Annotated in this window: 23 protein-coding genes; 5 read left to right on the top strand and 18 right to left on the bottom strand. The window is 56.4% G+C overall.

Annotated features, from left to right (window positions below; all coding sequences use genetic code 11):
• Nucleotides 1-193: 193 nt before the first annotated feature.
• Nucleotides 194-784: a riboflavin synthase gene (locus QOL67_RS07100; protein ID WP_283425265.1), complete on the bottom strand. Its 591-nt coding sequence runs from the start codon at nucleotides 782-784 to the stop codon at nucleotides 194-196.
• A 150-nt stretch (nucleotides 785-934) separates the two neighbouring features.
• Between QOL67_RS07100 and QOL67_RS07105 the strand changes: the two genes are divergently transcribed.
• The 3 genes from QOL67_RS07105 to QOL67_RS07115 all read left to right on the top strand — a co-directional run bounded on the left by QOL67_RS07105 (nucleotide 935) and on the right by QOL67_RS07115 (nucleotide 5,467).
• Nucleotides 935-2,227, top strand: a complete 1,293-nt coding sequence (locus QOL67_RS07105) for a capsule polysaccharide biogenesis protein (protein ID WP_283425266.1) — start codon at nucleotides 935-937, stop codon at nucleotides 2,225-2,227.
• Between the two features lie 94 nt (nucleotides 2,228-2,321).
• Complete coding sequence (locus QOL67_RS07110) at nucleotides 2,322-3,458, top strand: polysaccharide biosynthesis/export family protein (protein WP_488153900.1); 1,137 nt, start codon at nucleotides 2,322-2,324, stop codon at nucleotides 3,456-3,458.
• A gap of 2 nt (nucleotides 3,459-3,460) precedes the next feature.
• The gene (locus QOL67_RS07115) at nucleotides 3,461-5,467 is read left to right on the top strand and encodes a capsule polysaccharide biogenesis protein (RefSeq protein ID WP_283425267.1); all 2,007 of its coding nucleotides are present in this window, start codon (nucleotides 3,461-3,463) and stop codon (nucleotides 5,465-5,467) included.
• Nucleotides 5,468-5,470: 3 nt separating this feature from the next.
• Here QOL67_RS07115 and ribD read toward each other — a convergent pair whose 3' ends face one another.
• From ribD to QOL67_RS07200, 17 genes are all read right to left on the bottom strand, one after another.
• Nucleotides 5,471-6,580 (bottom strand): bifunctional diaminohydroxyphosphoribosylaminopyrimidine deaminase/5-amino-6-(5-phosphoribosylamino)uracil reductase RibD, encoded by a 1,110-nt coding sequence (ribD, locus tag QOL67_RS07120; RefSeq protein ID WP_346770601.1) that lies wholly within the window; start codon nucleotides 6,578-6,580, stop codon nucleotides 5,471-5,473.
• A gap of 2 nt (nucleotides 6,581-6,582) precedes the next feature.
• Nucleotides 6,583-7,050, bottom strand: a complete 468-nt coding sequence (nrdR, locus tag QOL67_RS07125) for a transcriptional regulator NrdR (protein ID WP_283425268.1) — start codon at nucleotides 7,048-7,050, stop codon at nucleotides 6,583-6,585.
• 228 nt (nucleotides 7,051-7,278) lie between these two features.
• Complete coding sequence (locus QOL67_RS07130; protein ID WP_283425269.1) at nucleotides 7,279-7,695, bottom strand: secondary thiamine-phosphate synthase enzyme YjbQ; 417 nt, start codon at nucleotides 7,693-7,695, stop codon at nucleotides 7,279-7,281.
• 13 nt (nucleotides 7,696-7,708) lie between these two features.
• Nucleotides 7,709-8,134 carry a hypothetical protein gene (locus tag QOL67_RS07135; RefSeq protein WP_283425270.1) on the bottom strand — a complete coding sequence of 142 codons (426 nt, stop codon included), beginning with the start codon at nucleotides 8,132-8,134 and terminating at the stop codon, nucleotides 7,709-7,711.
• A 21-nt stretch (nucleotides 8,135-8,155) separates the two neighbouring features.
• The gene (locus tag QOL67_RS07140) at nucleotides 8,156-8,578 is read right to left on the bottom strand and encodes a hypothetical protein (RefSeq protein ID WP_283425271.1); all 423 of its coding nucleotides are present in this window, start codon (nucleotides 8,576-8,578) and stop codon (nucleotides 8,156-8,158) included.
• Nucleotides 8,579-8,647: 69 nt separating this feature from the next.
• Nucleotides 8,648-9,073 (bottom strand): hypothetical protein, encoded by a 426-nt coding sequence (locus tag QOL67_RS07145; RefSeq protein ID WP_283425272.1) that lies wholly within the window; start codon nucleotides 9,071-9,073, stop codon nucleotides 8,648-8,650.
• Between the two features lie 140 nt (nucleotides 9,074-9,213).
• Nucleotides 9,214-9,498, bottom strand: a complete 285-nt coding sequence (locus QOL67_RS07150) for an HlyU family transcriptional regulator (protein WP_283425273.1) — start codon at nucleotides 9,496-9,498, stop codon at nucleotides 9,214-9,216.
• A 3-nt stretch (nucleotides 9,499-9,501) separates the two neighbouring features.
• On the bottom strand, nucleotides 9,502-11,496 hold the full coding sequence (rpoD, locus tag QOL67_RS07155) for an RNA polymerase sigma factor RpoD (protein ID WP_283425274.1): 1,995 nt from the start codon (nucleotides 11,494-11,496) through the stop codon (nucleotides 9,502-9,504).
• A gap of 128 nt (nucleotides 11,497-11,624) precedes the next feature.
• Entirely contained in the window at nucleotides 11,625-13,586 is a 1,962-nt protein-coding gene (gene dnaG, locus QOL67_RS07160) for a DNA primase (protein ID WP_283425275.1), read from the bottom strand.
• A 15-nt stretch (nucleotides 13,587-13,601) separates the two neighbouring features.
• A complete protein-coding gene (locus QOL67_RS07165) occupies nucleotides 13,602-13,937 on the bottom strand; it encodes a hypothetical protein (protein WP_283425276.1) in 336 nt (111 codons plus the stop codon).
• Nucleotides 13,938-13,971: 34 nt separating this feature from the next.
• Nucleotides 13,972-14,517, bottom strand: coding sequence for a sarcosine oxidase subunit gamma (locus QOL67_RS07170; protein WP_283425277.1), 546 nt, complete (start codon nucleotides 14,515-14,517; stop codon nucleotides 13,972-13,974).
• On the bottom strand, nucleotides 14,510-17,440 hold the full coding sequence (locus tag QOL67_RS07175; RefSeq protein ID WP_283425278.1) for a sarcosine oxidase subunit alpha family protein: 2,931 nt from the start codon (nucleotides 17,438-17,440) through the stop codon (nucleotides 14,510-14,512). Before QOL67_RS07175 ends, QOL67_RS07170 begins: the two co-directional genes overlap by 8 nt.
• Nucleotides 17,437-17,709 carry a sarcosine oxidase subunit delta gene (locus QOL67_RS07180; RefSeq protein ID WP_283425279.1) on the bottom strand — a complete coding sequence of 91 codons (273 nt, stop codon included), beginning with the start codon at nucleotides 17,707-17,709 and terminating at the stop codon, nucleotides 17,437-17,439. Before QOL67_RS07180 ends, QOL67_RS07175 begins: the two co-directional genes overlap by 4 nt.
• Nucleotides 17,706-18,266, bottom strand: a complete 561-nt coding sequence (locus QOL67_RS07185; protein ID WP_283425280.1) for a hypothetical protein — start codon at nucleotides 18,264-18,266, stop codon at nucleotides 17,706-17,708. The genes QOL67_RS07180 and QOL67_RS07185 overlap by 4 nt, the downstream gene beginning before the upstream one ends.
• Nucleotides 18,267-18,276: 10 nt before the next feature.
• On the bottom strand, nucleotides 18,277-19,533 hold the full coding sequence (locus QOL67_RS07190; protein ID WP_283425474.1) for a sarcosine oxidase subunit beta family protein: 1,257 nt from the start codon (nucleotides 19,531-19,533) through the stop codon (nucleotides 18,277-18,279).
• A gap of 173 nt (nucleotides 19,534-19,706) precedes the next feature.
• A complete protein-coding gene (locus QOL67_RS07195) occupies nucleotides 19,707-20,294 on the bottom strand; it encodes a DUF6151 family protein (RefSeq protein WP_283425281.1) in 588 nt (195 codons plus the stop codon).
• Entirely contained in the window at nucleotides 20,294-21,724 is a 1,431-nt protein-coding gene (locus QOL67_RS07200; RefSeq protein WP_283425282.1) for a Glu/Leu/Phe/Val family dehydrogenase, read from the bottom strand. Before QOL67_RS07200 ends, QOL67_RS07195 begins: the two co-directional genes overlap by 1 nt.
• A gap of 328 nt (nucleotides 21,725-22,052) precedes the next feature.
• Here QOL67_RS07200 and QOL67_RS07205 point away from each other — a divergent pair, with 328 nt between their 5' ends.
• Both QOL67_RS07205 and QOL67_RS07210 read left to right on the top strand, forming a co-directional pair.
• Nucleotides 22,053-23,915 carry a pilus assembly protein TadG-related protein gene (locus QOL67_RS07205; RefSeq protein WP_283425283.1) on the top strand — a complete coding sequence of 621 codons (1,863 nt, stop codon included), beginning with the start codon at nucleotides 22,053-22,055 and terminating at the stop codon, nucleotides 23,913-23,915.
• Nucleotides 23,912-24,457 carry a TadE/TadG family type IV pilus assembly protein gene (locus tag QOL67_RS07210; protein ID WP_283425284.1) on the top strand — a complete coding sequence of 182 codons (546 nt, stop codon included), beginning with the start codon at nucleotides 23,912-23,914 and terminating at the stop codon, nucleotides 24,455-24,457. The genes QOL67_RS07205 and QOL67_RS07210 overlap by 4 nt, the downstream gene beginning before the upstream one ends.

The following is a 24,457-nucleotide window of genomic DNA, read 5'->3' on the forward strand; positions in this document are numbered from 1 at the left end:
CAAACTGCAAGGGGCGTCAATTTCACGCCCCAAGCTTTCTCATTCCACAAATATCCCGGGGGCCTGGGGGCTGGCCCCCAGCCTTGCATTTCTTAACACCCACAGCCCATGCAACGGGCGCAAAATTTGCACCTCCGCAATACAGCCGTGATACAGACGCTATACCGACGTGTTGCCTCCGCCGTTCGGCGGCTTAAGACGACATCTCTGCCAGTCGCGCCACATAGCGTGCCAGCGTGTCGATCTCGAGGTTGATCTTGTCCCCCACCTTAGCAGTGCCCCAGGTGGTGACCTCTTTGGTGTGCGGAATGATGTTTACGCCAAAGTCACAGCCATCCACCTCATTCACCGTGAGCGACGTACCGTTCAAGGCCACAGAGCCTTTCGGGGCAATGAATTTTGCCAATTCTTTTGGGGCCTTAAAGGTGAACCGCGTGCTGTCGCCTTCATCTTTCATCGCCACAATCTCGGCCACGCCATCGACGTGCCCCGAGACTATATGCCCGCCCAGCTCGTCGCCAACCTTCAATGCCCGTTCAAGGTTCACAGAGCGGCCTTCGGTCCAGTCCCCAAGGTTGGTTTTGGAGACGGTTTCTGCCGAAATTTCAACATCATACCAATCTTCACCCAAAGCGATAACGGTCAGGCAAACCCCCTCACTGGCAATAGATGCGCCAAGCTCAATTCCCGATGTGTCATACGCCGTCTTGATACGCGCCTTCAGGTCGCCGCGCTGTTCCAGTGCAACAATTTCGCCAACGTCAGTGATAATTCCAGTAAACACGGGCCGCGCTCCATAGCTGTGATCTGCCAAAGACCTACAGGCCGAACCGCCTCAAGACAAGCTGTCCAGACTGCGGCAATCAGCGACCACATTTTTGCCACGGCGTTAGGCTAACATTCCCTTAACAGAAGGCGTATAGGGTTGAGCGTTATGACAATTCCGACCGGCGACAACAAAGTGTTCCTTTTCCTGCAAGGCCCGCATGGGCCATTTTTTGCAGCGCTGGCACGTATGTTGCGCCGCTCTGGCGCCACGGTTTGGCGAGTTGGCTTTAACGCGGGCGACCGCGCTTTTTGGCCACATCAAAAGAGTTTCATACCCTACCTCGATACGCCTGAAGATTGGCCAAACGCCTTCCAAAACATCGTTTCAGAGAAACAGGTTACTGACATTGTCCTCTACGGTGACGTCCGTCCAATCCATGCCCAAGCTGTGGAGATCGCCAAAGATGCGGGCATCCGCGTGCATGTCTTTGAAGAAGGCTATCTACGCCCTTACTGGGTGACGTACGAGCGCGGCGGATCCAACGGCAACTCGCGCTTGATGGACATGGACCTTGCGCAGATGGAGAAGGCGCTGGAAGGATCCGATATGGAAACCCCTATGCCACCGGGGCACTGGGGCGACATGCGCCATCACGTGTTTTACGGCGCGCTGTACCATTGGTTTGTGATGTTCACAAACCGCAAGTTCCGCAATTTTCGCCCGCACCGAGCGCTCTCGGTCACGCGCGAATTTCAGCTGTACTTACAGCGCCTTCTGCTGATGCCTTTTCTTGCCATACAACGCCGCATCGCCACTTTGCGCATTCGCTACGGCGGTTTTCCGTATCACCTTGCATTGCTGCAACTTGAACATGACAGCAGCTTTCAAAAGCATTCCCCGTTTTCCACAATGACTGACTTTCTGTCATTGGTGATCGAGAACTTCGCAGAAAACGCCCCAAAACATCATCATCTGGTGTTCAAAGCACACCCGCTCGAAGATGGCCGCGTGCCTCTGCGCAAAGAAATTCGAAACCTGGCCAAGTCTCACAACATCGAAAACCGTGTGCACTATGTGCGTGGCGGCAAGCTGGCACAGCTTTTGAACGACACCCGCACCGCTGTCACTGTGAATTCTACTGCCGCGCAACAGGTGCTCTGGCGCGGCATCCCGATCAAAGCTTTTGGCGACGCCGTTTATAACCAGCCGGAGTTTGTCAGTACGCAATCCTTGGCGGGTTTTTTCTCAGCCGCAACCCGACCAGACAGCCGCGCCTACAAGACCTATCGCCGCTATCTGCTTGAAACCAGCCAGGTTCCCGGCGGGTTTTACTCCGCCCGCGGCCGCCGCCGTCTGTTGCGTCAGGTGGTCGACATGATGCTGTCTGATGACGATCCCTATCAGGCGCTCGCTGCCGGCACAGCGGCACCACGGCAACAGTTGCGGCTTGTGAAGTGACCCCCACAAGGTCTAGCGCTGGATTTTTGGTTAGGATTTCTGTAAGTTGTCTCAAAAAACTGAGGCAGAATAATCAGGTCGAGGAGACCGAGCAGTGAAATCCTTTGCATCCCGATTGGGGAAGTGCGCCGTCGTACTGACTATGGCGACCGTTTTGGCGTCGTGTAGTTTGGTGCCGCGCTCCGGCCCTAACAAACGCGAAATCTACGCAGGCTCTGTGCAGCGTGAAGGCGACGCCTTCATTGTTGCCGTAAACGACCGCGTCTCTCGCGCCACCGCTGTGGTACCCGCCCTTGGCTTCTCCGACGGCTTCCAGAACGCAGGCCAACTTGGCTCTGATACGATTCGCCCCGGCGATATTCTGGCGCTGACAATTTGGGAAAACGTCGACAAACCTCTTTTGGGACCAGAAGGCCAAGTGGCTGCTGTGCTTGAAGAAGTTCAGGTCGACGGCGCTGGCTTTATCTTTGTGCCCTATGCCGGCCGCATCCGCGCCGCTGGCAACACGCCAGAAGGCATCCGCCGCATCATCTCTTCCAAACTCGAAGAGCAAACCCCCGATCCACAGGTCGAAGTCCGCCGCGCTGCAGGCGACGGTGCCACTGTGTCTTTGGTGGGAGCCGTTGGTGCGCAAGGTGTCTATCCCATCGAGCGCCCTACTCGTACACTGTCCACCATGCTGGCGCAGGCCGGTGGTGTGACCATTGTACCGGAGATCGCTCAGATCACCGTGTTGCGCGGCAAAGAAACCGGTCACATCTGGTTCCAGGATCTTTACGACGACCCGAAGCTCGACATCGCTCTGCGCGGCGGGGATCGCATTCTGGTCGAAGAAGACACCCGCGCCTTTACAGCCCTTGGTGCAACTGGCACCCAAAGCCGGGTTAACTTCTTCACCAAAGATCTGTCGGCCATTGAAGCTTTGGCGCAAGTTGGCGGTTTGACCCCGACCAGCTCTGACCCGACCGGCGTGTTCATCTTTCGCAACGAAGCAGACAAAGTTGCCAACAATGTACTGGGTCGCAAAGACCTCACCGGTGCACAGCGCATGGTCTATGTGCTCGACCTGACCAAGCCCAACGGCATGTTCATGGCGCGCGACTTTATCATCCGCGACGGCGACACACTTTATGTGACCGAAGCCCCAATCACCACATGGGACAAAACCATCTCGGCGGTCACGGGTACTCTGACATCTGCTGACACATTGAGCAGCCTCGGCGGTCTCTAAGCGTGCAGAGCTATTCTGAAAATCAAGCCGCCGGGGGCGACGACCCCCGGCGGCTTTTTGCATTCAACGGCGGTTTCTTTTTTCAAAAACGCCTGCGCCGCATCCTATCTCTTGCTGGTTATGAACTCCGTTTTGGCCGCCCTTCTCCAGAGGACCTAATCGCCATCTGGGGCAACAGCCCAACCGCCCATCGCGGCCACGCTATGGCTCAGAAAACCGGCGCATCTCAGCTCTACGTCGAAGATGCCTTCCTGCGCTCCCTCTTCCCTGGTCGTATTGGCAAAGAGCCTCCAATCGGCCTGATGATCGACACCACCTGCCCGCATTTTGATCCCAGCCAACCCTCTGATTTGGAGAAGCTTCTCAAACATGAACCGCTGGATGATACGGCACTCCTAAATCGCGCGCGCGGCGCGATTGAGCGCCTTAAGCAAGGTCACCTCACTAAATACGCGGCCGTGGATCCTCACCTTCAGCCCCCTGACCCAGGCTATGTGCTGGTCATCGATCAAACCCGCGACGACGCCGCCGTGACAGCCAGCGGCGCAGACAAGTTGCGCTTCCAGGAAATGCTGGTGATGGCGCAGGAAGAAAACCCCGGCGCACGTGTTCTGATCAAGACCCATCCAGAAACACAACATGGTGCGCGTGCTGGCTACTACAGTGCGAGCGACACCCGCGACAACGTGCAGCTCTACACGGATCCGATCAGTCCTTGGGTGCTGTTGGAAGGCGCCATCTCCGTTTACACCGTTTCGTCGCAGCTTGGTTTCGAAGCCATTCTTGCGGGTCACAAGCCCCGCATTTTTGGGCAACCATTTTACGCCGGATGGGAGCTCACCCAAGACGAATTTCCCCTCTACCGCCGCCAACGCCGCCTGACCCGTGCGCAGCTCTTTGCCGCTGCGATGATCCTCTACCCCACATGGTACGACCCCTGCCGTGACGGGCTCTGTGAACTTGAGGACAGCCTAGAACAACTTGCCGCTTTGTCCCGATCTTGGCGCGAGGACCGCAACGGCTGGAACGCCTTTGGCATGCGTCTGTGGAAACGCAAACCTTTGCAAGGTTTCTTTGGCCAACACAAAGCGCTCACCTTTGACAAACGCAAGTCGCCCCGCCCTGCGATGGTCTGGGCCAACAAGCAAGGCCCAGAAGGCGCCACCCGTGTTGAAGACGGGTTCTTACGCTCCCGCGGCCTTGGCGCGGAACTGGTGCCCCCGTTGTCTCTAGTCTGCGACGACCTGGGCATCTACTACGATCCCACGCGGGAAAGCCGCTTGGAAAGGTTGATCACACAGCGCACAAACCTGCGCCCGGATCAACTGATACGCGCGGAACGCATCATTAAGTCTTTGAAGAAACAACGCGTTACCAAGTACAATCTGGGCGGCACCACTTTTGACCTGCCCAAAGGCCACTGCATTCTGGTGCCCGGCCAGGTCGAAGACGACGCTTCTATCCTCACCGGCACCACGGAGATCACAACCAATCTCGACCTGTTGAAGGCCACCCGCGCCGCCAACCCAACCGCGCGCATCCTCTACAAGCCCCACCCCGACGTTGAGGCCGGCCTGCGCAAAGGACGTATCGCACGCGAAGAGGCAGAAGCTTTGGCGGACATGGTGCTGGATCAAGCCGATATGGCGTCCCTGCTAGAACAGGTAGACGAGGTCTGGACAATGACCTCCCTCACCGGCTTTGAAGCTTTGGTTCATGGCGGCAAGGTCACCACATTGGGTGCACCGTTTTACGCCGGCTGGGGCCTCACTGACGATCTCGGAGAAGTACCCACACGCCGCGCAGCTCAACCCACTCTCGAAGGCCTCGTGCATGCGGCACTCATTGACTACCCGCGTTACCGGGATCCGGTATCTGGCCTACCCTGCTCTGTCGAAGTTGCACTGGACCGCCTCGCCTCTGGCGAGATCCCACATCCTGGTTGGCGCAATCGCTTGCTGTCCAAACTACAGGGCCGCTTTGCCAGTTATCAATCACTCTGGCGCTGAGCCTCAGCGTGGATGGCGCTGCGCTTCAATGCGGTGCCAAACACTCATGATGTCCTGCCCCATGCGCTGATGTGACACCAGATCAAATCGGGGCGCTTCACCCAATCGGGCCAGGCCCATTGCACCAATCGCCGGATGACCCTCCGCCCCAATTACCACGCCCGCGGAGAAGGTGATCAACTCATCCACCATGTCTGCGGCCAAAAGCGATGCGGCCAGCGCTCCGCCTCCCTCGCAGAAAACCCGCGTAAGCCCTTTCTTACCAAGCGCTTCCAGCACGCCTTTTGCAGACAAATGAACGCCATCCAGCGGACAGGGCAACAACTCAGCCCCAAGGTCGCGCCAGGTTTTCTGCAATGACACATCCGCGTCTGCGCCGTGCACAAGCCACAGCGGGATGTCCTGTGCGGTTTGCGCCAAAACACTCATCAACGGCAGGTCCAGCCGTCGCGAAACGACGACGCGTACAGGCTGCGCCACGTCGCCAAACTCGCGCACCGTCAGCGACGGATCATCCGCACGCGCGGTGCCACCGCCAACTATCACCGCATCATGGCGCAGACGCATGCCATGAACCGCCCGACGAGATCCTGGTCCGGTGATCCAGCGGCTTTCACCCGTTGCTGTGGCAATCCGCCCATCCAAGGTTGTGGCGAGTTTCAGAGTCAAAAACGGGCGACCGAGATCGGTTTTTAGGAAGAACCCCTGCAAGTCTCGCGCGGCCTCATCAGCCAGTACACCGGTGGTCACCTCAATGCCCGCGTCACGTAGCATCGCCAGCCCACGACCAGACACCCGTGCATCACTGTCCTGGACGGCGACAACAACCCGCGCCACTTTGGCCGCGATCAACGCCTCTGCACACGGCGGCGTTTGACCATGATGTGCGCAGGGTTCAAGCGTTACATAAACAGTGGCCCCCTGCGCAGCTTTACCGGCCTGTGCAAGCGCCACAGGCTCGGCGTGCGGGCGCCCACCCGGTTGGGTCCAACCGCGCCCAACAACGCGTCCATCTTTCACAATAACACAGCCCACAGCGGGGTTTGGCCAGCAGACACCCTGACCGCGTCGGCCCATCGAGAGGGCCAACGCCATGTAACGACGATCAGTCACGTTTACTCCTCAGGAGATTGGTCGGGACGTAGTTCGCTTACAAATTTATCAAAATCATCGGCTGCTTGGAAGTTTTTGTAGACGCTGGCAAAGCGCACATAGGCCACGGTATCAATCCGCGCCAAGGCTTCCATGACAATCTCACCAATGGTTTTAGACGGAATATCCGTCTCGCCCATGCTTTCCAGGCGTCGTACGATGCCACTGATCATCTGATCAATGCGCTCTGGCTCAACTGGGCGCTTCTGCATGGAAATGCGGATCGAGCGTTCAAGCTTGTCACGGTCAAAGTCTTCGCGGCGACCATTTGTTTTCACCACAACAAGATCACGCAGTTGCACACGTTCATAGGTTGTGAACCGTCCGCCACATGCTGGACAAAACCGCCGGCGACGGATCGAAACATGATCCTCCGCAGGCCGTGAATCTTTCACCTGAGTGTCGATGTTTCCGCAAAACGGACAGCGCATAGACTTCCCCTTGTTCCAACTGCTCTTTGCCTGTGCCGCAATAGGTTACGGCATGGGTTGGGTATTTTCCCAAGTTATCCACAGGCACTATAGGAGAGCTACAACTCTTTGGGTAGAGGCAAAAAGCCACCCCAAGATAGGCGATACTGGGAAGCCACGCTTTGTTTTCCCCCTGATGATTTTTCACCACGTCTCTATATCATTTTCATAGACCCGACGGTCTTCCAATCATGCACCTAAATGCGCTGTCACACTCCTCGTGTGCGGCGCATTCCTGTGTTCAAACAGGTAAATTCCCTGCCAGGTTCCCAGCGCCAAACGCCCATTTGTGACTGGGATAGACAGCGACACCGGCATCATCGCCGCTTTGATATGCGCCGGCATATCATCCGGTCCTTCATACGTGTGTGTGAGATAGCGCATAGAGTGGTCAGTTGTTGGCGGTACAAGCCGATGAAAGAAGTTCTGCAAATCCGTCTGAACTTCGGGATCTGCGTTTTCCTGAATGAGCAAGCTACAGGAGGTGTGCCGCACAAACAGCGTCAATAATCCGGAACGTTCACTGTGAGCCACCCAACGCGCAACATCCTGTGTAAACTCGTAGAGCCCGGCCCCCCGGGTGGATATCTGAAACTCTGTCTGCAATGGCAATTGCCTGTTAGCTGGCGTCGCTGTTGCGCGGCGGTGCGCAGCTGTTGCGTGCACGACCAACGCTGTTTGCCTGACCGACACTTGGCCCCCAGTTACCGGCCCGCCCTGTGGCGCCTGAAACCTGCTCCGGTGGCTTAAGAGAAAACTGTGCGGCATCCGGGCTTTTCATGGTCACCCCCTGCCCCGCCCCACCAACAGTGTAGACCAGAGCATTGTCCGGCGCCCCAAGCGCGCTACTGGCAAAGGACCCGGCACCGCACCAAAAATCAGATTTCCGCCCATTTGGCCGTGCAATCACTTCAAACACATCGGCGTTCACCGGATTCACGCGTACCCCATTGCGCGCTGTAAACGCCGCGCTGCCTCCGGTCTGGCACGCGACCATTGACAGGAGCGACACTGCAGAAATTCCCACTAGAACTTCATGTTTCATAATGCCCTCCACAACCAAAGATTAGGACCAGAAACTGTTCTGGTCGATGTTGCAGTCCTGCCGCGTGGATCCAACCGATTTGCTGGATCCCAGTCGAGGCCCCCAACGGCCCGATCGACCTGTTGCGCCCTGTGCAACCTGTGGAGGTTTCAAAGAAAACTGTGCCGTCTCAGGATTCGACGTGACTGTGCCTGGCCCGGTGCCGCCGACGACATAAACCCGCGCATTGTTAGGTGCACCCAGCCTGCGGCTCGCATAGTCACCTGCCGCACACCAAAAATTGGCTTCGATGGCATTGGGGCGCACGCCCACCTCAAATACGTCAGCATTCACGGGTGTCACTTGCACGCCGCCACGGGAGACAAATCCACCGCCGCTGCTCGCATCCATACAGGCGCTCAGCGCCAGGGAACCAACCATCATACATACTGAGAGTGTCTTCATTCTTTTTCTCCATTGCCGCGACGTGTGCCGCGGCAGTCAGTCTAAAGTCCGGAAAACTGCGCGGCGCATTTAGAAAACCGCAAAAGGATCACCAATAATGCGACAATACCGACGTGCATCAGCCACAAATTCATCTTCGCCAATGCGTGGGCCAAACGTCCCTTTGCGCCCTGTCGCACCCGCGGCTTGCCCGGCGGGCTTCAGAGAAAACTGTGCTGTGTCACGTGCGTTACTGGTCACGCCAGGCCCTGCTTCACCAACCACATAGATTCGCGCGCCCGCAGGTGCACCGAGCACTTGTGCAGCATAATTGCCGGCGCCGCACCACAGTTGCGCATTCGGATTACCACCAGGTCTTGGAGCCACTTCAAAAACATCCGCGGACACTTGGTTTACTCGAATATTGCCAACGGTTGTAAAATTGCTGCTACCCAGACCACCTGCCTCAGAGCAGCCGGCTGCTAGAAAAATCGCTAAAGCGGAAAGTCGTTTCATCAAAAATCTCTGGAGTTGTCGTCCACCCAACGTGGCGGACGTGATCAACTTACCTGCATTCGCGCTAAGAGAAAAGGCCAGCATAGCTGCTGGCCCGGTCACGTTTACTGCATATGTCCGGGCCATCGCCCTAGATACACTCAGAAAATTTGATCACCCATCTGATCAATCATCTGTTTTGCTTTGCCAATAGAGGCCTCAACAGCCTCGCCATGATCGCGGATCACATCCGCACGGATCAGGGTGTGGCTTTTGGCTTCACCGTTCACAACGCCGTCAATACGCGCCGAGATGCGAAACTGACCACTTTCCGAAATTGGACAAGGGGTGATTTGGAACCCCTTATAGTCCACCGGCTGTGTGGACTTTTCGGAGGCAGCATCCTTGCTTTCACCACCACCGAAAAGCTTCTTGAACAACGACATCGTTTACTGATCCAGGAAGCTGCGCAGCTTGCGCGAGCGACTTGGATGCTTCAACTTACGCAGCGCCTTGGCTTCAATCTGACGGATACGCTCACGGGTCACGCTGAACTGCTGACCAACTTCCTCAAGCGTGTGGTCAGTGTTCATGCCAATGCCAAAACGCATCCGCAGCACACGTTCCTCACGTGGCGTGAGGCTTGCCAGAACCCGCGTAGTGGTTTCTTTGAGGTTTTCCTGAATGGCACTGTCCAGTGGCAGCACAGCATTCTTGTCCTCAATGAAATCACCCAACTGGCTGTCTTCCTCGTCCCCAATTGGGGTTTCCAGTGAGATTGGCTCCTTGGCGATTTTCATCACCTTGCGCACTTTCTCCAGTGGCATCTGCAGCTTCTCGGCCAGTTCTTCCGGCGTTGGCTCGCGACCAATCTCATGCAGCATCTGACGGGAGGTCCGCACCAGTTTGTTGATCGTCTCGATCATATGCACCGGAATACGGATGGTGCGGGCTTGGTCGGCAATCGAACGGGTGATTGCTTGACGGATCCACCAGGTCGCATAAGTGGAGAATTTGTACCCACGACGGTATTCAAACTTGTCCACCGCCTTCATCAGGCCAATGTTACCTTCTTGAATGAGATCAAGGAACTGCAGGCCACGGTTGGTGTATTTCTTGGCAATCGAGATCACCAGTCGCAGATTGGCCTCAACCATTTCTTTCTTGGCCTGACGGGCTTCTTTCTCACCCTTCTGAACCTGCTGCACGATGCGGCGGAATTCCGGGATATCCAGGCCAACATATTGGCCCACTTGCGCCATGTCGTTGCGCAGTTCGGTCACTTTGTCGACCGAGCGCTCCATGAACATCTGCCAGCCACGACCTGACTTTGATGACATGTCGTCCAGCCAGTTTGGGTCCAACTCGCGGCCACGGTAAGCTTCAATAAATTCACGGCGGTTGATGCGCGCTTGGTCCGCCAGCTTCACCATTGAGCTGTCGATCTGCATCACACGACGGTTGATGCCGTACAACTGATCGATCAGCGCGTCGATACGGTTGTTGTGCAAGTGAAGCTCGTTCACCAGTTCCACAATCTCGGACCGCAATTTTTGATAAATGCCTTCGTCTTTTTTGGAAAAAGACCCGTCTTCATTCAAGGTCGCAGAAATCCGAGCATCCTGCATATCCGAGAGCATCGCAAAGTCGCGGGCGATGACATCCAATGTTTCCAGCACACGCGGCTTAAGCGCGGCCTCCATCGCGGCAAGCGACATGTTGGCCTGCTCGTCTTCATCATCGTCATCGTCGTCTTTGGCAATTGGATTGCCGTCGGCGTCCAGTTCCTGTTGCCCGTCTTCCGATTTCGGCGCTGAGGTCACATTGGCTGCTTCTGCGGCCACAGGCGTTGCCCCGCCCTCCTCTTCATCTTCACCCATCTGGTTGCCAAAGGTGGTTTCCAGATCAATCACGTCGCGCAGCAAAATATCTTCAGACAGAAGTTCGTCACGCCAGATTGTGATCGCTTGGAAGGTCAGTGGACTTTCGCACAGTCCGGCGATCATTGTGTTGCGGCCAGCCTCGATGCGCTTGGCAATCGCGATCTCACCTTCACGGCTCAGCAACTCAACCGAGCCCATTTCGCGCAGATACATGCGCACCGGGTCATCGGTGCGATCCAACTTCTCGCTACCGCCACTTGAAACAGCCACGCCACGCGCCGCAGACGAGGTGTCCACTACAGCAGTGGATTTTGCCTCTTCTTCTTCTTCTTCGTCTTCGATGATGTTGATGCCCATTTCAGACAGCATCGACATCACGTCTTCAATTTGTTCGGAGCTCACTTGATCAGGTGGCAGAACTTGGTTCAGCTGATCGTAAGTGATGTAGCCCTTCTCCCGGGCCTCAGCGATCATTTTCTTGACGGCAGTCTGGCTCATATCGAGCGAGATTTCGGCGTCCTGATCGGCGGGCTTCTGGTCGTCGGTGTCCTTGGCGGCCATTCAATGCTCCTGCAAGTTCGGGCTAAGGTGATTCGCTGGCTCCGAATCAACCCCGCAATAGGGTGATTCGCAACCCCACCGCGTCCGTTTTCTTCATGTGTTGCTTACAAGGCTGCGCCGTAAGGGAATTATCCCTTGCGTGGTGGCTTCCCACCCCTTGTAAAATCGATCATTTCCCGCAGCGCATCCAACGCCGCGCGTTCATCCTTGTCAATTGGCGCCCCATTGTCGCCAACAGCAAAATCGCCCCCGCCTTCTTCGTCGAGACCGCTTTGCATTGCCTTGTTTCGTGCCTCAGCCGCCTGTCCCAACCGCCACGTCATTGCCTCATCAGCAATGCTTAGGAGATCTTCTTCGGCTTCAGCGATTTCTTCGCTCAATCCCCGCTCGGTTTTGAGCTTCGCGAGCTCCTCGGTCAGCGTCATGCGCGCCAGCGCCATGTCACCGGGTTTGCGTACCGCGGGGGTGATGGCGACATGGGGTTGGCGCAGCAGGTTTTCAACCATCTCCAGCCCCAAAGCCATTTCTACATTGCTACGTGGATCCGGCGTGTTCGCATAGCGCAGCAAAACATCACGCAAATGCGCGTTGTCCTGATCCAAACAGTTCATGCTTTCAATTTCATACTCAAAATCATCCAGCAATTCTGGATTGACCAAGGCCACAGCTAAAACCACCGCCTCACGCACACGCCTCTCAACTGGCCCTTCACTGGCCGCCAACATCGACGTTTTGGTGTGGGCTTGCACCGTCGGCTCTGCGTTCCATTTGCCTTTTTTGAAAGTGCCTTTTCCGACGCCCCGTTGCGGGCGGAACAATTGGAACCGCAATTCCTTGATTGCTTCGCCATAGTGGCTCCGAATTGACGGGTCTTGGATCAATTTGATCTTCTGTTTGAGCAACTTGTCGAGCGCAGCCCGTCGCTCGGGGCTGTCAAACACTTTGCCCTCGATTTCGCGTTGCCACAGCAGCTTGACCATTGGCATTGCCGCGTCGAGCACCTTCTGTACCGCGCTTGCGCCTTTGGCCTTGATAAGATCGTCGGGGTCTTGCCCCTCCGGCATAACAGCAAATCGCAGGGATTTGCCTGCTTCGAGCAACGGCAGTGCCAAATCCACCACCCGCATGGCCGCGCGAATACCAGCTTTATCACCGTCCAGCGCAATGATTGGTTCGTCAGAAATCCGCCACAGCAACTGCAACTGGTTTTCGGTAACCGCTGTGCCCAGCGGCGCCACCGACGCACCAAAACCGGCGTCACACAAGGCAATCACATCCATGTAGCCTTCAGCCACGATCAAAGGCTGGCCTTTCCCTGCCGCCTCCCTTGCCGGACCGTGGTTGTAAAGGCTGCGTCCCTTATCAAACAGTTCCGTCTCAGGACTATTGAGGTATTTGGCGTTGTCATTCGGATCCATCGCACGACCACCAAAGGCGATGCACTTGCCGCGCGCATCGCGAATAGGAAACATAATGCGATTGCGGAACGTGTCGTAAGGCTTGCCGCCTTTGTTGGACGGTTTGGCCAGCCCAGCGCCAATGATCAAATCCGGGTCCACGCCTTTGCCGGTCAAAGCATCCCAAAGACCCTGCCACCCGTCCGGCGCAAAGCCGATGTCAAACCGATCACGTGTCTCCTGCGCCATGCCGCGCCGATCGAGATAGGCCCGCGCCTCGCTCCCTGCCCCCGCGTTCAACATCAGCCGGAAATGCTGCACAGCCATCTCCATGACATCCGACAGCTGCGTGCGACGGTCGGCTTTCTGCTGCGCCTGAGGATCACGCTTGGGCATGGTCATCCCGGCTTCTTCTGCCAGAATTTCCACCGCTTCCATAAAACCGACATTCTCGGTTTCGGTCACAAATTTGATCGCGTCCCCTTTGGCCTGACAGCCAAAGCAATAGTAATAGCCTTTGCGATCATCCACATGAAAAGAGGCGGTTTTCTCATGGTGAAACGGACACGGTGCCCACATATCACCCTTGCCCTGATTGGACTTGCGCGCTTCCCACATGACTTTACGCCCCACCACCTGAACGATGGAAGTGCGACTGCGAAGCTCATCTAAGAATCCGGGCGGTAAGGACATGTTGATCCGATTAGGTCAGTTTGAAGCGGACTTCTGCATTTCCTGAATTTGGTCCCAATTGTCCAGACACTGTTGCTCAACTTGTGCGCCCAGATCGATCTTTTTCAGGTCTCGCTTTTTGGCACCATAGACCACCGGCGCAAAATGCAGGATTGCCGCGTTGTAGTTTTCCGGCCAGGTTGGCTCATTGGCCAGCAGATACTCTTCCAGGTCTTTGGCCTTCACCCTCTCCAGACGGGCCTCCTGAATCGCTTTGATCACTTGCCCCTGGTATTTGCAGGTGTCTTCTTTGCCATCGGCGGCATGGGCTGCACTGCTCAGCATCAGCGCCACGAGAGTATAACGGACCATCAAGGCCTCCTGAATCACTTTAGACCCAACGAGACTACCCCCGTGCGGCAAGGCTTTCCATGGCCCTTTGCAAATCGTGAACAAGTGTTTTGGCCATTGAGCGGAACGCCATGATCTGAAATGCCTGCTCCCCAACCCGCGTGATAGACACAGTCATATGCCCCAGCATGGTGCGCGCTGTGTGGCCCCGTTTAAATGTGGCACCGCGCAAATCTATAGGCACAAGCCGTGCCAACACCTCTTCCGCGCCTGCACCTTCGAGCTTCACCACCGCCCAGGCATCACTCTGATCTACCAAGGTTGCCTCGTTCTTAAGACTCCAACTTGGAGCCGGACCAACCAACATCACTTGATCACGCCCAAACCAAACCGCCCGAGCCTCCGTCGTGCCAGTTGCCCGATTGGGTTTTGGCATTGCCATGCCATGCGCGGACTTCAACAAGTCGGAACAGGCCTCTACGCGGCCTGCCCTTGCAGTCACCATAGACAGGCTCACTGGCAGCTCTTCGGTCAACGACACCTCGCCAACACTCAGCGGCAGCAAGCCCTCACACGGCGTCTTGGCTCTCAACTCAACCACGCATCCGCCCTCCGTCTGAATCAAAGAACACCGGATCACAAACTTCACACCGCGTCGTCACGCCCCGAAGATGGTCCACCATCATCACCTGCTCTCCATGCCGCGCCCGTCCATTTCGTAGAAACGCCAGCCCAAGGAAACTCTCAAATGTCGGCGAGAAGCCAACTGAGGTGGTATATCCCTGCTCATTCTCGCGCACAGGCTCGGCATCCACCTCAAACAAATGCGCCCCGGCGGTCAGTTGTTTCACCGGCCCCACAGGCTTCAAGCCCACCAGTTGCTCTCGCTCGTCACCATACAGCCCAGGCCGCTCGCTCATGGTCTTGCCGATGCAATCCTTCTTCGCGCTCACCATACGTTCCAGGCCAATGTCAAAAGCCGTGGTGCGTCCGTGGATTTCGGAATGGGTGATGAAGCCTTTCTCAATGCGCAACACGTTGAGTGCTTCCATCCCATAGGCCCCACCGCCCAGAGCCTCAGCTCTCTGCACCAGCGCCTGATACAGGCTCTTACCGTAACGCGCGGGCACAGCAATTTCATACGCGTGCTCCCCACTGAACGAAATTCGGAACAACCGCCCGCGTACGCCGCCAACTGTAATCTCGCCGCAGCCCATGAATGGGAAGGTCTCGGTGTCTATCTCCTCGCCCACAATTCCAGCTAACATCTCGCGTGACTCAGGCCCTGCCACCGCAAACTGCGCCCACTGTTCTGTCACCGAAACCATCGACACGTCCAACTCCGGACGCAGGCATTGATGCACATACTCCAGATGTCGCATCACCGGCCCCGCCGCCGCCGTTGTGGTGGTCATGACAAAATGATCTTCACCCAGTCGCGCAGTGGTGCCGTCATCCATCACCGTGCCATCTTCACGCAGCATCAGACCATAGCGCACCTTGCCAACCTTCAGCGTACTGAAGGTGTTGGTGTAGACAAAATCCAGCAACACCGCTGCATCCGGTCCCTGTATGTCGATCTTGCCCAGCGTGGACACATCACACACCCCAACCGCATTGCGCACCATCTGTACCTCGCGATCACAGCTCTGCCGCCACTTGGTTTCGTCAGCTTTAGGGTAATAGCTCGGACGATACCAAAGCCCCGCCTCAATCATCGGCGCGCCATTGGTGACACTGGCCTCATGGCTGGTGGTCAAGCGTTCCGGCGCAAAACCAATGCCCTGCGCCCCCGCGCCCAGCGCCGCAATGCTCACCGGAACAAACGGCGGGCGGAAGGTGGTGGTGCCCGTTTCCGGGATGCCCCGTCCTGTAGCATCTGCAAGCACCGCCAGCGCACCCATGCTGGATGTTTTACCTTGATCCGGCGCCATGCCCTGTGTGGTGTAGCGTTTCATATGTTCCACAGAGCGGAAATTCTCCTTCGCCGCCTGTTTCACGTCCTTTACTGTCACGTCATTCTGAAAATCCAGCCACGCGCGACCGCGACCGGCCACCGCCCAAAGCGGCGCCATGTTGTAAGGCGCATCCTCTGCCGCTGGCACTTCCGCGTCTATCGACTTGAAACCCAGAGCCTGAACCGCGTCATTGGCTTTGTCTGCCCCTTCCTGCAACGCGCCAAGCGTTGAGAAGGTTCCGTTGCAAGCCCCCGCCGTGGTCAGGCCTGGCACCATGCCCTCAACGGGACCAAAGCTCTGAATGTCATCGCGCCACTCTGGACGTCCATTCATATGACAGGTCAAGTGAACGGCTGGATTCCAACCACCAGACACCGCTAGGCAATCCGTCCCAAGCTTCTCTTCTCCGCTGACCGTTCGGTAAGTGACGCTTTCAAGCGCCTTGCGCCCTCCTGCATCACAGACCTCAGCCCCATAGATCACAGGATAGCCTTGTCCCGAAGGCCCGTCATTCCGGCTGTCCAGAACCGCAGTGACATGCACACCACACGCTTTCAAATCTCGGGCCGTGCGATGGCCGTCATCATTGTTGGTGAACACTGTCACCGCCCGTCCCGGTGCAACCCCGTAACGGTTCACGTAGGTCCGCACCGCCGCCGCACTCATTATGCCAGGCCGATCATTGTTGCGAAACGCGATAGGCCGTTCAATTGCGCCTGCGCACAAAATCGTACGCTTCGCCACGATGCGCCAGAAACACTCCAATGGACGCCCACTGGCGTCACTCAAATGATGACTAATGCGCTCAAGCGCCCCATAGGTGCCATGGTCATAGGCTCCGGTCACTGTGGTGCGCGGCATCAGCCGCACGTTGGGCAACGACGCCAACTCTGCCACCATATCAGCGGCCCATTCCGCCGCTGCGATACCGTCTATGTCCTCACACTCTCCGTTCAGACGCCCGCCCAATGTGCTGTCTTCATCAGCGAGCAACACATCAGCCCCGGCCCGCGCAGCGGTCAAGGCCGCCATCAGCCCCGCAGGCCCGGCACCAATCACCAGCACATCACAAAACGCAAAAGCCTTCTCATAGAGGTCTGCGTTATGTTCCCGAGATAGAGAGCCCAACCCTGCAGACCGGCGAATGACCGGCTCATACACCCGCTCCCAGAACGCCTTGGGCCACATGAACGTCTTATAATAAAACCCAGCCCCCAGAAACGGGGCTGCCAGATCATTGACTGCCAAAAGGTCTACATCCAGACTTGGCCAGCGGTTCTGGCTGCGGACCTCCAGCCCGTCATAGATTTCTTGCATCGTGGCGCGCACATTGGGTTCCTGATGTGCCCCCCGCCCCACAGTCACCAGCGCGTTGGCCTCTTCTGAGCCCGCGCCCATCACACCGCGTGGACGGTGATACTTAAAGGAGCGCGCCACCAGTTTGATGTCATTGGCCAGCAACGCAGAGGCCACTGTGTCCCCCGCAAAGCCCTGCACGCGACGACCGTCAAAAGTAAAACTGACCGGCTTGCTCCGATCCACACAGCCCTTGCCCGCAACCCTCATGCACTGGCCTCCTTCAGGTCTGACGCCAGCTCGGTGCACAGAACGTCGTGGGTCACTGTGTTACGCGTGACCACAATCCAAGCCCCACAGCCCCCTTCATGATACCAGAGGTCCCGCGTCTCCCCCGCGGGATTGTCGCGATTGTGCACATAGTCGTCCCACTCAACATCAGTTGCGTCGGGGTCGGGACGGTTCAGCGCCACGGCATCCCCTTGATAATAAAACTCACGCAGATCACGTTCGCCACAATGCGGACAGGTCAGTCTCATTTGTTCTCCCCATCACCACTTGGGACACCTTCCGAGATATCGGTGTGATCAGAGTTATATACAGTGCGCGCAGCCTCACATTGATGCGCCGCCACCCGGTTAAGCTTGTACTTCACAGCCTTGCCCGGCACTTCCGCCAAATCCACCGCCCCGCCACAGCTGTCGGTCTCTCCCACCCACAAATTTTCGGTCTCAATGGTCATGGCGTCACCGTTGTCACGGGTCACATAGAAATTGCCGCCATCACATTCCACCGCGCAACCTGCACGGCCTTCGTAGTCAAAACACAGCAGGAACTGGTCTAACACCTGCCCCGAATGCTTGGTCCCCGCCACATGGCCTTGCGTGGAAAACCCAACCAGCATGTTGGCCAACTTGTTGCTGTTCTCGTCTTCGTAAACCCACAATTGCATCCAATCGACCACCTGCGCTGGAGATTGCGCCAAATGCGCATCTGAGTAGTCACGCACATAACAGCCCGCATCCGGCCCTTCCGCCAATGCAGGACCGGCCAACAAAGCACCAGTCACCGCTATGAGTTTCAACGTTGTCTTCACTGCCGCCTCCTCAATGCAAGTTGTGCTGAGAGCCGGTGCCCTCTTCATCCATGATACCGACACCCGTGCGGAACCGATCCATCCTGAACTTCGCGGCATAGTCGTGGTGCTGATCCGTCGCCATCAAATGCGCCATACACCAGCCCGAAGCTGGCACCGCTTTGAAGCCGCCGTAGTTCCAGCCGCAATCGATGTAGAGCCCGTCGATGCCTTCCATCTTGTCGATGATCGGGCTGCCATCCGGCGTCATATCCATGATCCCTCCCCAAGAGCGCAGAACCTTGGCTTTGCCAATCATCGGCATCAGCGTCATCCCTGCCTCCATGACATGCTCTTTCATCGGCAGGTTACCGCGCTGCGCATAAGACGCATAAAAATCCAGATCCCCGCCAAAGACCAAGCCACCTTTGTCCGACTGGCTGATATAGAAGTGCCCCATGCCAAAGCTGATCACATGATCGATCACCGGCTTCAGCCCCTCGGTCACAAAGGCCTGCAACACATGGCTCTCAATTGGCAGTCGCCGCCCGGCCATCCCAGCCACAAGCCCGGATCGCCCAGCCACAACAATCGCCACCTTCTTGGCCCGGATCACGCCTTTGCTAGTCTGCACGCCTTTCACGAAACCGCCTTCGATGTCGATCCCCGTCACTTCGCAGTTTTGCACCAGATCCACACCACGGTCTGACGCGCCACGGGCATAGCCCCAAGCCACCGCATCATGCCGCGCCGTGCCGCCACGCGGATGATAGAGCCCGCCATAGATCGGAAAGCGCCCCTGCTCAAAGTCAAGGTAGGGCAACTTCTTGCGCACCCCTTCCCGATCCAGCAGCTCCGCATCATCCCCCTGATTGATCATCATATTACCGCGCCGCGCAAAGGCGTCACGTTGCCCGTCGCTGTGGAACAGGTTGATGAGACCTCGCTGAGAGTGCATCACATTGTAATTGAGGTCCTGCTCCAGCCCTTCCCACAACTTCAGCGAATGCGAATAGAATTCGCTGTTGCCCTGCAAAAAGTAATTGGCCCGCACAATGGTGGTGTTACGCCCCACATTGCCGCCACCCAGATAGCCTTTTTCCAGCACTGCAATATTGGTCATGCCGTGGTTCTTGGCGAGGTAATAGGCGGTCGACAACCCATGCCCTCCGCCACCAATGATCACCATGTCATATTCCGGCTTCGGCTGCGCATCGCGCCAATGCGCGGCCCAGCCTTTGTTGCCGGTCAGTCCTTCTGCCAAAACCTTGAGGCCGGAAAACCGCATCTCTTTGCCCTCTGAATGCCCTCTAAGGCGTGTCATCAAATTCGACACGACCTCCTGACATCAGGCGCAGAAATCACGCGTGAGGATGGTCGCTTAGCGACAGAATGCGTCGCTAAACGCTCAATTGCAATCAGGCTCTGGGAAACAAGGAATGAAGCTCGATAAGGCCCCTGCTAAGGCGTCGCGGCTTTGCGCTCTGCCTTACTTAACACACGCGGTTCCACCACAGGTTCGCCCCCCTTGAACAAGGGATTGTCTTTCACTTGTCCACGCATCAACGCTCCGAAGTGGCGCGCCAGCACGTTAAAACCAGCTTTGTTGAAACCATAGTCTTTAAGCGGTTCCGTGCCAAACGGCGCGTCTTTGGTATGTACCACCGCAATCACCTTACCAATAGCCTTGCCAACCCCGTCGCCTTGCATGGCTGGAACCGACACACCAATAAACGCCAGCTTCGTGCCCCCAAGCGTGTTGAACACCGGCGTGTCACAACAGCTTGCGTACCACCGCATAAGCCCCTTCGGGGACAAACGCAGGCAAGCCAGATGCTCCTGCCCTTTGGTAAGTTCCAAATTCGCGGGAATGGTCTGATAGATGTCAGAGCCGCCACGCGGCAAAAGCGTCTCTTCCGCACCCAGCGCCTTTGCGCCAGCCTGACAATCTTTACAGTAGCATTGTACATGTGAGCCCGTTTTCGGGCTCACATTTTTTAGTTTTGCACCAAACTGCCCACATCGGCAGCTGATTGCCAAATCAACCATCAAAGTCCTTTTGCGCGATAGCTGGCTGCCACTTTGTCAATCGACACGAGGTAGGCCGCTGTACGCAAATCCTCTACATCGGCACGGTCGTGCCATACATCTCGCATAGATTGATAGGCAATGCGCATGGTGTCATCAAGGCCAGAGCGCACAAGCTCCAGTTCATCCGCACCGCGCAGGTACTTCTGCTTAAATCTGTCGGTCAAACTATACTGATTGCCCAGCGCCTGACTGATCTGCTCAAGCTCATCCACCACCAACTGGTGACGCGCCTCTTCTTGGCGACGCTGCATCCGACCAAAGCGGATGTGGCTCAGGTTTTTGACCCACTCAAAGTAGGACACGGTCACACCACCGGCATTGGCATACATGTCCGGAATGATCACGGTGCCTTTTTTGCGCAGGATGTCGTCCGCCCCAGCGGTCACCGGACCGTTCGCAGCTTCAATGATCAACGGGGCCTGAATGCGCGCGGCATTCTCCATGTTGATCACCCCTTCCAGCGCCGCCGGAATGAGGATGTCACAGGCTTCTTCCAACACTTTGCCGCCTTCGCGGGTGTAGGTTGCATCTGGGTACCCGGACACACCACCGTGTTTGGCCAACCACTGCTGCACCGCGTCAACATCAATGCCGTCTTCATTGTACAGCGCACCATCGCGCTCAATGACACCAACAATCTTGGACCCATCTTCATCCGACAGGAACTTAGCAGCGTGAAACCCCACATTGCCGAGACCCTGCACAATGACGCGCTTACCATCAAGCGTGCCGTCCAAGCCAGCTTTTGCAACACCGCGCTCATCCCGAAAAAACTCCTGCAGCGCATATTGCACGCCACGGCCGGTCGCTTCGACGCGGCCAGAAATCCCCCCCGCGTTGAGCGGTTTGCCGGTGACACAGGCGCGCGCGTTAATATCTGTGGTGTTCATGCGCGCATATTGGTCTGCAATCCAGGCCATCTCACGCTCCCCGGTGCCCATATCAGGCGCCGGCACGTTTTGCGAAGGATGGATCAGGTCACGCTTGGCCAGCTCATAAGCAAACCTGCGCGTGATGCGTTCCAACTCATGTTCGTCGTATTTACGTGGATCAATGCACAGCCCGCCTTTGGACCCCCCAAACGGCGCTTCCACAAGCGCACATTTGTATGTCATCAGCGCAGCCAGCGCCTCAACTTCGTTCTGATTCACACTCGGGGCGAAACGGATACCACCTTTTACGGGCTCCATGTGCTCAGAGTGCACAGACCGATAGCCCGTGAACGTTTGAATCTGCCCCCGCAAGCGCACGCCAAATCGCACGGTATAGGTCGCGTTACACACGCGAATTTTCTCTTCCAAGCCCGGTGGCAAGTCCATCAGCGCAACCGCGCGATTGAACATTAGGTCAACACTTTCCCGAAAACTCGGTTCTTTAATAGCGCTCATCATTATCCTCCCGACAAGCAACACACTGCGACTCACTGCCACATTTACCGACTTAGGTATGAGTAAGGTCATAACAGCCGCAAAGATAACAGTTGAAAATTCGCAACACCATGACTTGTCTCTGTCTCCATCTTGGAAACAGAAGCCCTCAATCCACAACAACTGTATCCAACCACCTGCAATAATTGACAAAAATCTTAATCATCGCCTAACGAACTGCCAGCTTTCGCCCCAATTACGCCCCAATCCATTGAAATAAGAATTTGCGACGCAGACCGTCTGGAGACGGGGAGTCCCATGTCGGGTGTGTCGCAGAGAGGTATGTAAAATGAAACAGTTTCAGGCACCGAAAAGGCCACCTGTTACGCCCCTGCCAAAGGCCCTTTGGCGGTTGGGCACACACCGCTTCCGCAAGGAAGAAGACGGTGTCATGGTCGGCTTTAGCGTTTTTCTCATCATTATGATGATCATGATTGGCGGCATTGGCGCCGACATCATGCTTGCAGAAATGCGGCGCACACAGCTGCAGCACACTTTGGATCGCGCCATTTTGGCCGCCGCGGATCTGGACCAAACGCGCCCCGCGGAAACCGTTGTTGCGGATTACTTTGACAAAGCCGGGGTCGCCCACACTCTCAACGAAGTAACGGTGTCGCAATCGCTCAATCATCGCAGCGTCAGCGCGACCGCTGAGATTGAATCCAATCTCGTTTACAGCACGGTTGGCCGCGACCTCAAAACACTGCGCGAAAGCCCGGAACAACCTTCCAGCGGGATTTACACCAGCGCAGAAGTTCAGGAACTGGAAGCCAGGCTACCCGCGCGCACCAGCCTGACAATTGGCGCAAGCGGCACCGCAGAAGAGCGCATCGGCAATATCGAAATTTCAATGGTGCTCGACGTGTCCGGCTCAATGGGCAACAATAGTCGCTTGAGCAATCTGAAGGTTGCTGCGAAAGAGTTTGTGCAAACAATGGACGACACCACCGAGGACGACACCATGTCGATCTCGATTGTCCCCTACTCTGCGCAGGTGTCGACCCCTGACGAAGTTATGGCTGCGCTGCAAACCCAGGGCGAAAACCCGGTTGCCAATTGCCTGAATTTTGATGCCGCAGATTACAACACCAACTCTATCTCCCCAACTCAAACCTACGATCGCACGCTTCACTTTACTTGGAGCAGCAGCGAGTACGACAATCGCTCCAACAATTCTGTGGTCAACGATAGCTACATCGATTGCCGACAAGAGAGCTCTCGTGAATTGGCGCTGATGCAGAATGACACACAGGCGCTGAAAACCTACATCGACAGCTTTTTTGCCAAAGGCAACACCTCCATCGACACCGGCATGAAATGGGGTACCGCCCTGCTTGATCCGTCATTTCAACCGGTGGTCTCCAGCATGATCGACAGCACCGATGGAGACACAGGCACCATCTCCAATGTGTTTGAGGGCCGTCCATATGACTACGGCAGCAATGAATCTCTGAAAATTGTGGTCCTGATGTCGGATGGTCAAAACACGCGTCAGCACTTTGTGACCGAAAACTACCGCTACGATGACTCTAACGTTTGGTACAACGCGCAAGAGGACTTCTATTCGATCTATCTCGGCGAAGACGAATGGGACGACGACAATGACGGCATCTACAATGAGCCGATTTACTTCTGGCCGTCGCAGTACAAATACAAAGACCACGCCTATGGCGAAGGCAGCTACGAGACCACAGAAACTGTGAACTCGGACGTGTGTCGGTCTTACCGTCGCAACGGCAGCTGCAAGCGGTACTACAAGATCAAAAAAACCGTGACGGTGAACGAACCAGGCGAAGCCAAAGTTCTGTCTTATGCAGACCTGTGGGCTTACACGACACCGAAATACGTGGCGGATAATATCTACGGTCCACTTATGGGCGAAAGCGCTGCACGGAACGAATGGTATTACCCTGTGGTCGACGATGTAGGCTACGGCACCAAAGACGCCCGCACCCGCAGCGTTTGTGAGGCCGCCAAAGAACAAGGCGTCATTGTCTACGCAATTGGTTTCGAAGCACCTGACGCAGCGCGCGTTGTTCTTAAAGACTGCGCAAGTTCCGACAGCCACTACTTCGATGTGCAAGGTCTCGAAATCCGGGATGCCTTTGCCGCCATCGCAACATCCATCCGTCAGCTGAGGTTGATCCAATGATCCATTCGGTTCTCAAAAAAGCCCGCTCAATCCTGCGCAAGGAAGACGGCGCTGTCACGGTTGACTTTGTCATCATGGTGCCCTTCTACCTAAGCGTTTTCCTGGCGTCCGCCGAACTTGGCCTGATGTCCTTGCGTTACGCTTATCTGGAAAGGTCACTTGATGTGGCGGTGCGCGACATTCGCCTCTCCACAGGCCATACGCCGTCGCATGATGAACTGGTTCAGCAAATTTGCGATCAGGCCAGTGTCATTCCAGACTGCACCAACAATCTGTCTCTGCAGATGTTCCAACGCGACCCTCGCAATTGGACTGAAGTGCCAGAGGCCAGCACCTGTGGCACCCTGCACGAGGACAACGCAACTGTTGATCCGGTTGTGCGCTTTGACGATGGCGCAGCCAATGAAATGATGTTCCTACGGGCCTGTGCCTCGGTTCGGGCCATCTTCCCCGGCGCCTTGTTTGTGCCGGTCGCCGTCCGCAACAGCGAGGGTGAGTACGCCTTGGTTGTTGAAAACACCTTTGTTCAGGAGCCTCGTTGA

The sequence above is a fragment of the Shimia sagamensis genome, from assembly GCF_900182745.1.
GTDB lineage: Bacteria > Pseudomonadota > Alphaproteobacteria > Rhodobacterales > Rhodobacteraceae > Shimia > Shimia sagamensis.

Excerpts from the sequence above, each read along its gene's own strand:
- QOL67_RS07105 (WP_283425266.1), top strand. The coding sequence starts at position 935 with ATGACAATTCCGACCGGCGACAACAAAGTGTTCCTTTTCCTGCAAGGC.
- nrdR (WP_283425268.1), bottom strand. The coding sequence starts at position 7,050 with ATGCGCTGTCCGTTTTGCGGAAACATCGACACTCAGGTGAAAGATTCA.
- QOL67_RS07135 (WP_283425270.1), bottom strand. The coding sequence starts at position 8,134 with ATGAAACATGAAGTTCTAGTGGGAATTTCTGCAGTGTCGCTCCTGTCA.
- QOL67_RS07140 (WP_283425271.1), bottom strand. The coding sequence starts at position 8,578 with ATGAAGACACTCTCAGTATGTATGATGGTTGGTTCCCTGGCGCTGAGC.
- QOL67_RS07145 (WP_283425272.1), bottom strand. The coding sequence starts at position 9,073 with ATGAAACGACTTTCCGCTTTAGCGATTTTTCTAGCAGCCGGCTGCTCT.
- QOL67_RS07150 (WP_283425273.1), bottom strand. The coding sequence starts at position 9,498 with ATGTCGTTGTTCAAGAAGCTTTTCGGTGGTGGTGAAAGCAAGGATGCT.
- rpoD (WP_283425274.1), bottom strand. The coding sequence starts at position 11,496 with ATGGCCGCCAAGGACACCGACGACCAGAAGCCCGCCGATCAGGACGCC.
- dnaG (WP_283425275.1), bottom strand. The coding sequence starts at position 13,586 with ATGTCCTTACCGCCCGGATTCTTAGATGAGCTTCGCAGTCGCACTTCC.
- QOL67_RS07165 (WP_283425276.1), bottom strand. The coding sequence starts at position 13,937 with ATGGTCCGTTATACTCTCGTGGCGCTGATGCTGAGCAGTGCAGCCCAT.
- QOL67_RS07175 (WP_283425278.1), bottom strand. The coding sequence starts at position 17,440 with ATGAGGGTTGCGGGCAAGGGCTGTGTGGATCGGAGCAAGCCGGTCAGT.
- QOL67_RS07180 (WP_283425279.1), bottom strand. The coding sequence starts at position 17,709 with ATGAGACTGACCTGTCCGCATTGTGGCGAACGTGATCTGCGTGAGTTT.
- QOL67_RS07190 (WP_283425474.1), bottom strand. The coding sequence starts at position 19,533 with ATGCGGTTTTCCGGCCTCAAGGTTTTGGCAGAAGGACTGACCGGCAAC.
- QOL67_RS07195 (WP_283425281.1), bottom strand. The coding sequence starts at position 20,294 with ATGGTTGATTTGGCAATCAGCTGCCGATGTGGGCAGTTTGGTGCAAAA.
- QOL67_RS07200 (WP_283425282.1), bottom strand. The coding sequence starts at position 21,724 with ATGAGCGCTATTAAAGAACCGAGTTTTCGGGAAAGTGTTGACCTAATG.
- QOL67_RS07205 (WP_283425283.1), top strand. The coding sequence starts at position 22,053 with ATGAAACAGTTTCAGGCACCGAAAAGGCCACCTGTTACGCCCCTGCCA.
- QOL67_RS07210 (WP_283425284.1), top strand. The coding sequence starts at position 23,912 with ATGATCCATTCGGTTCTCAAAAAAGCCCGCTCAATCCTGCGCAAGGAA.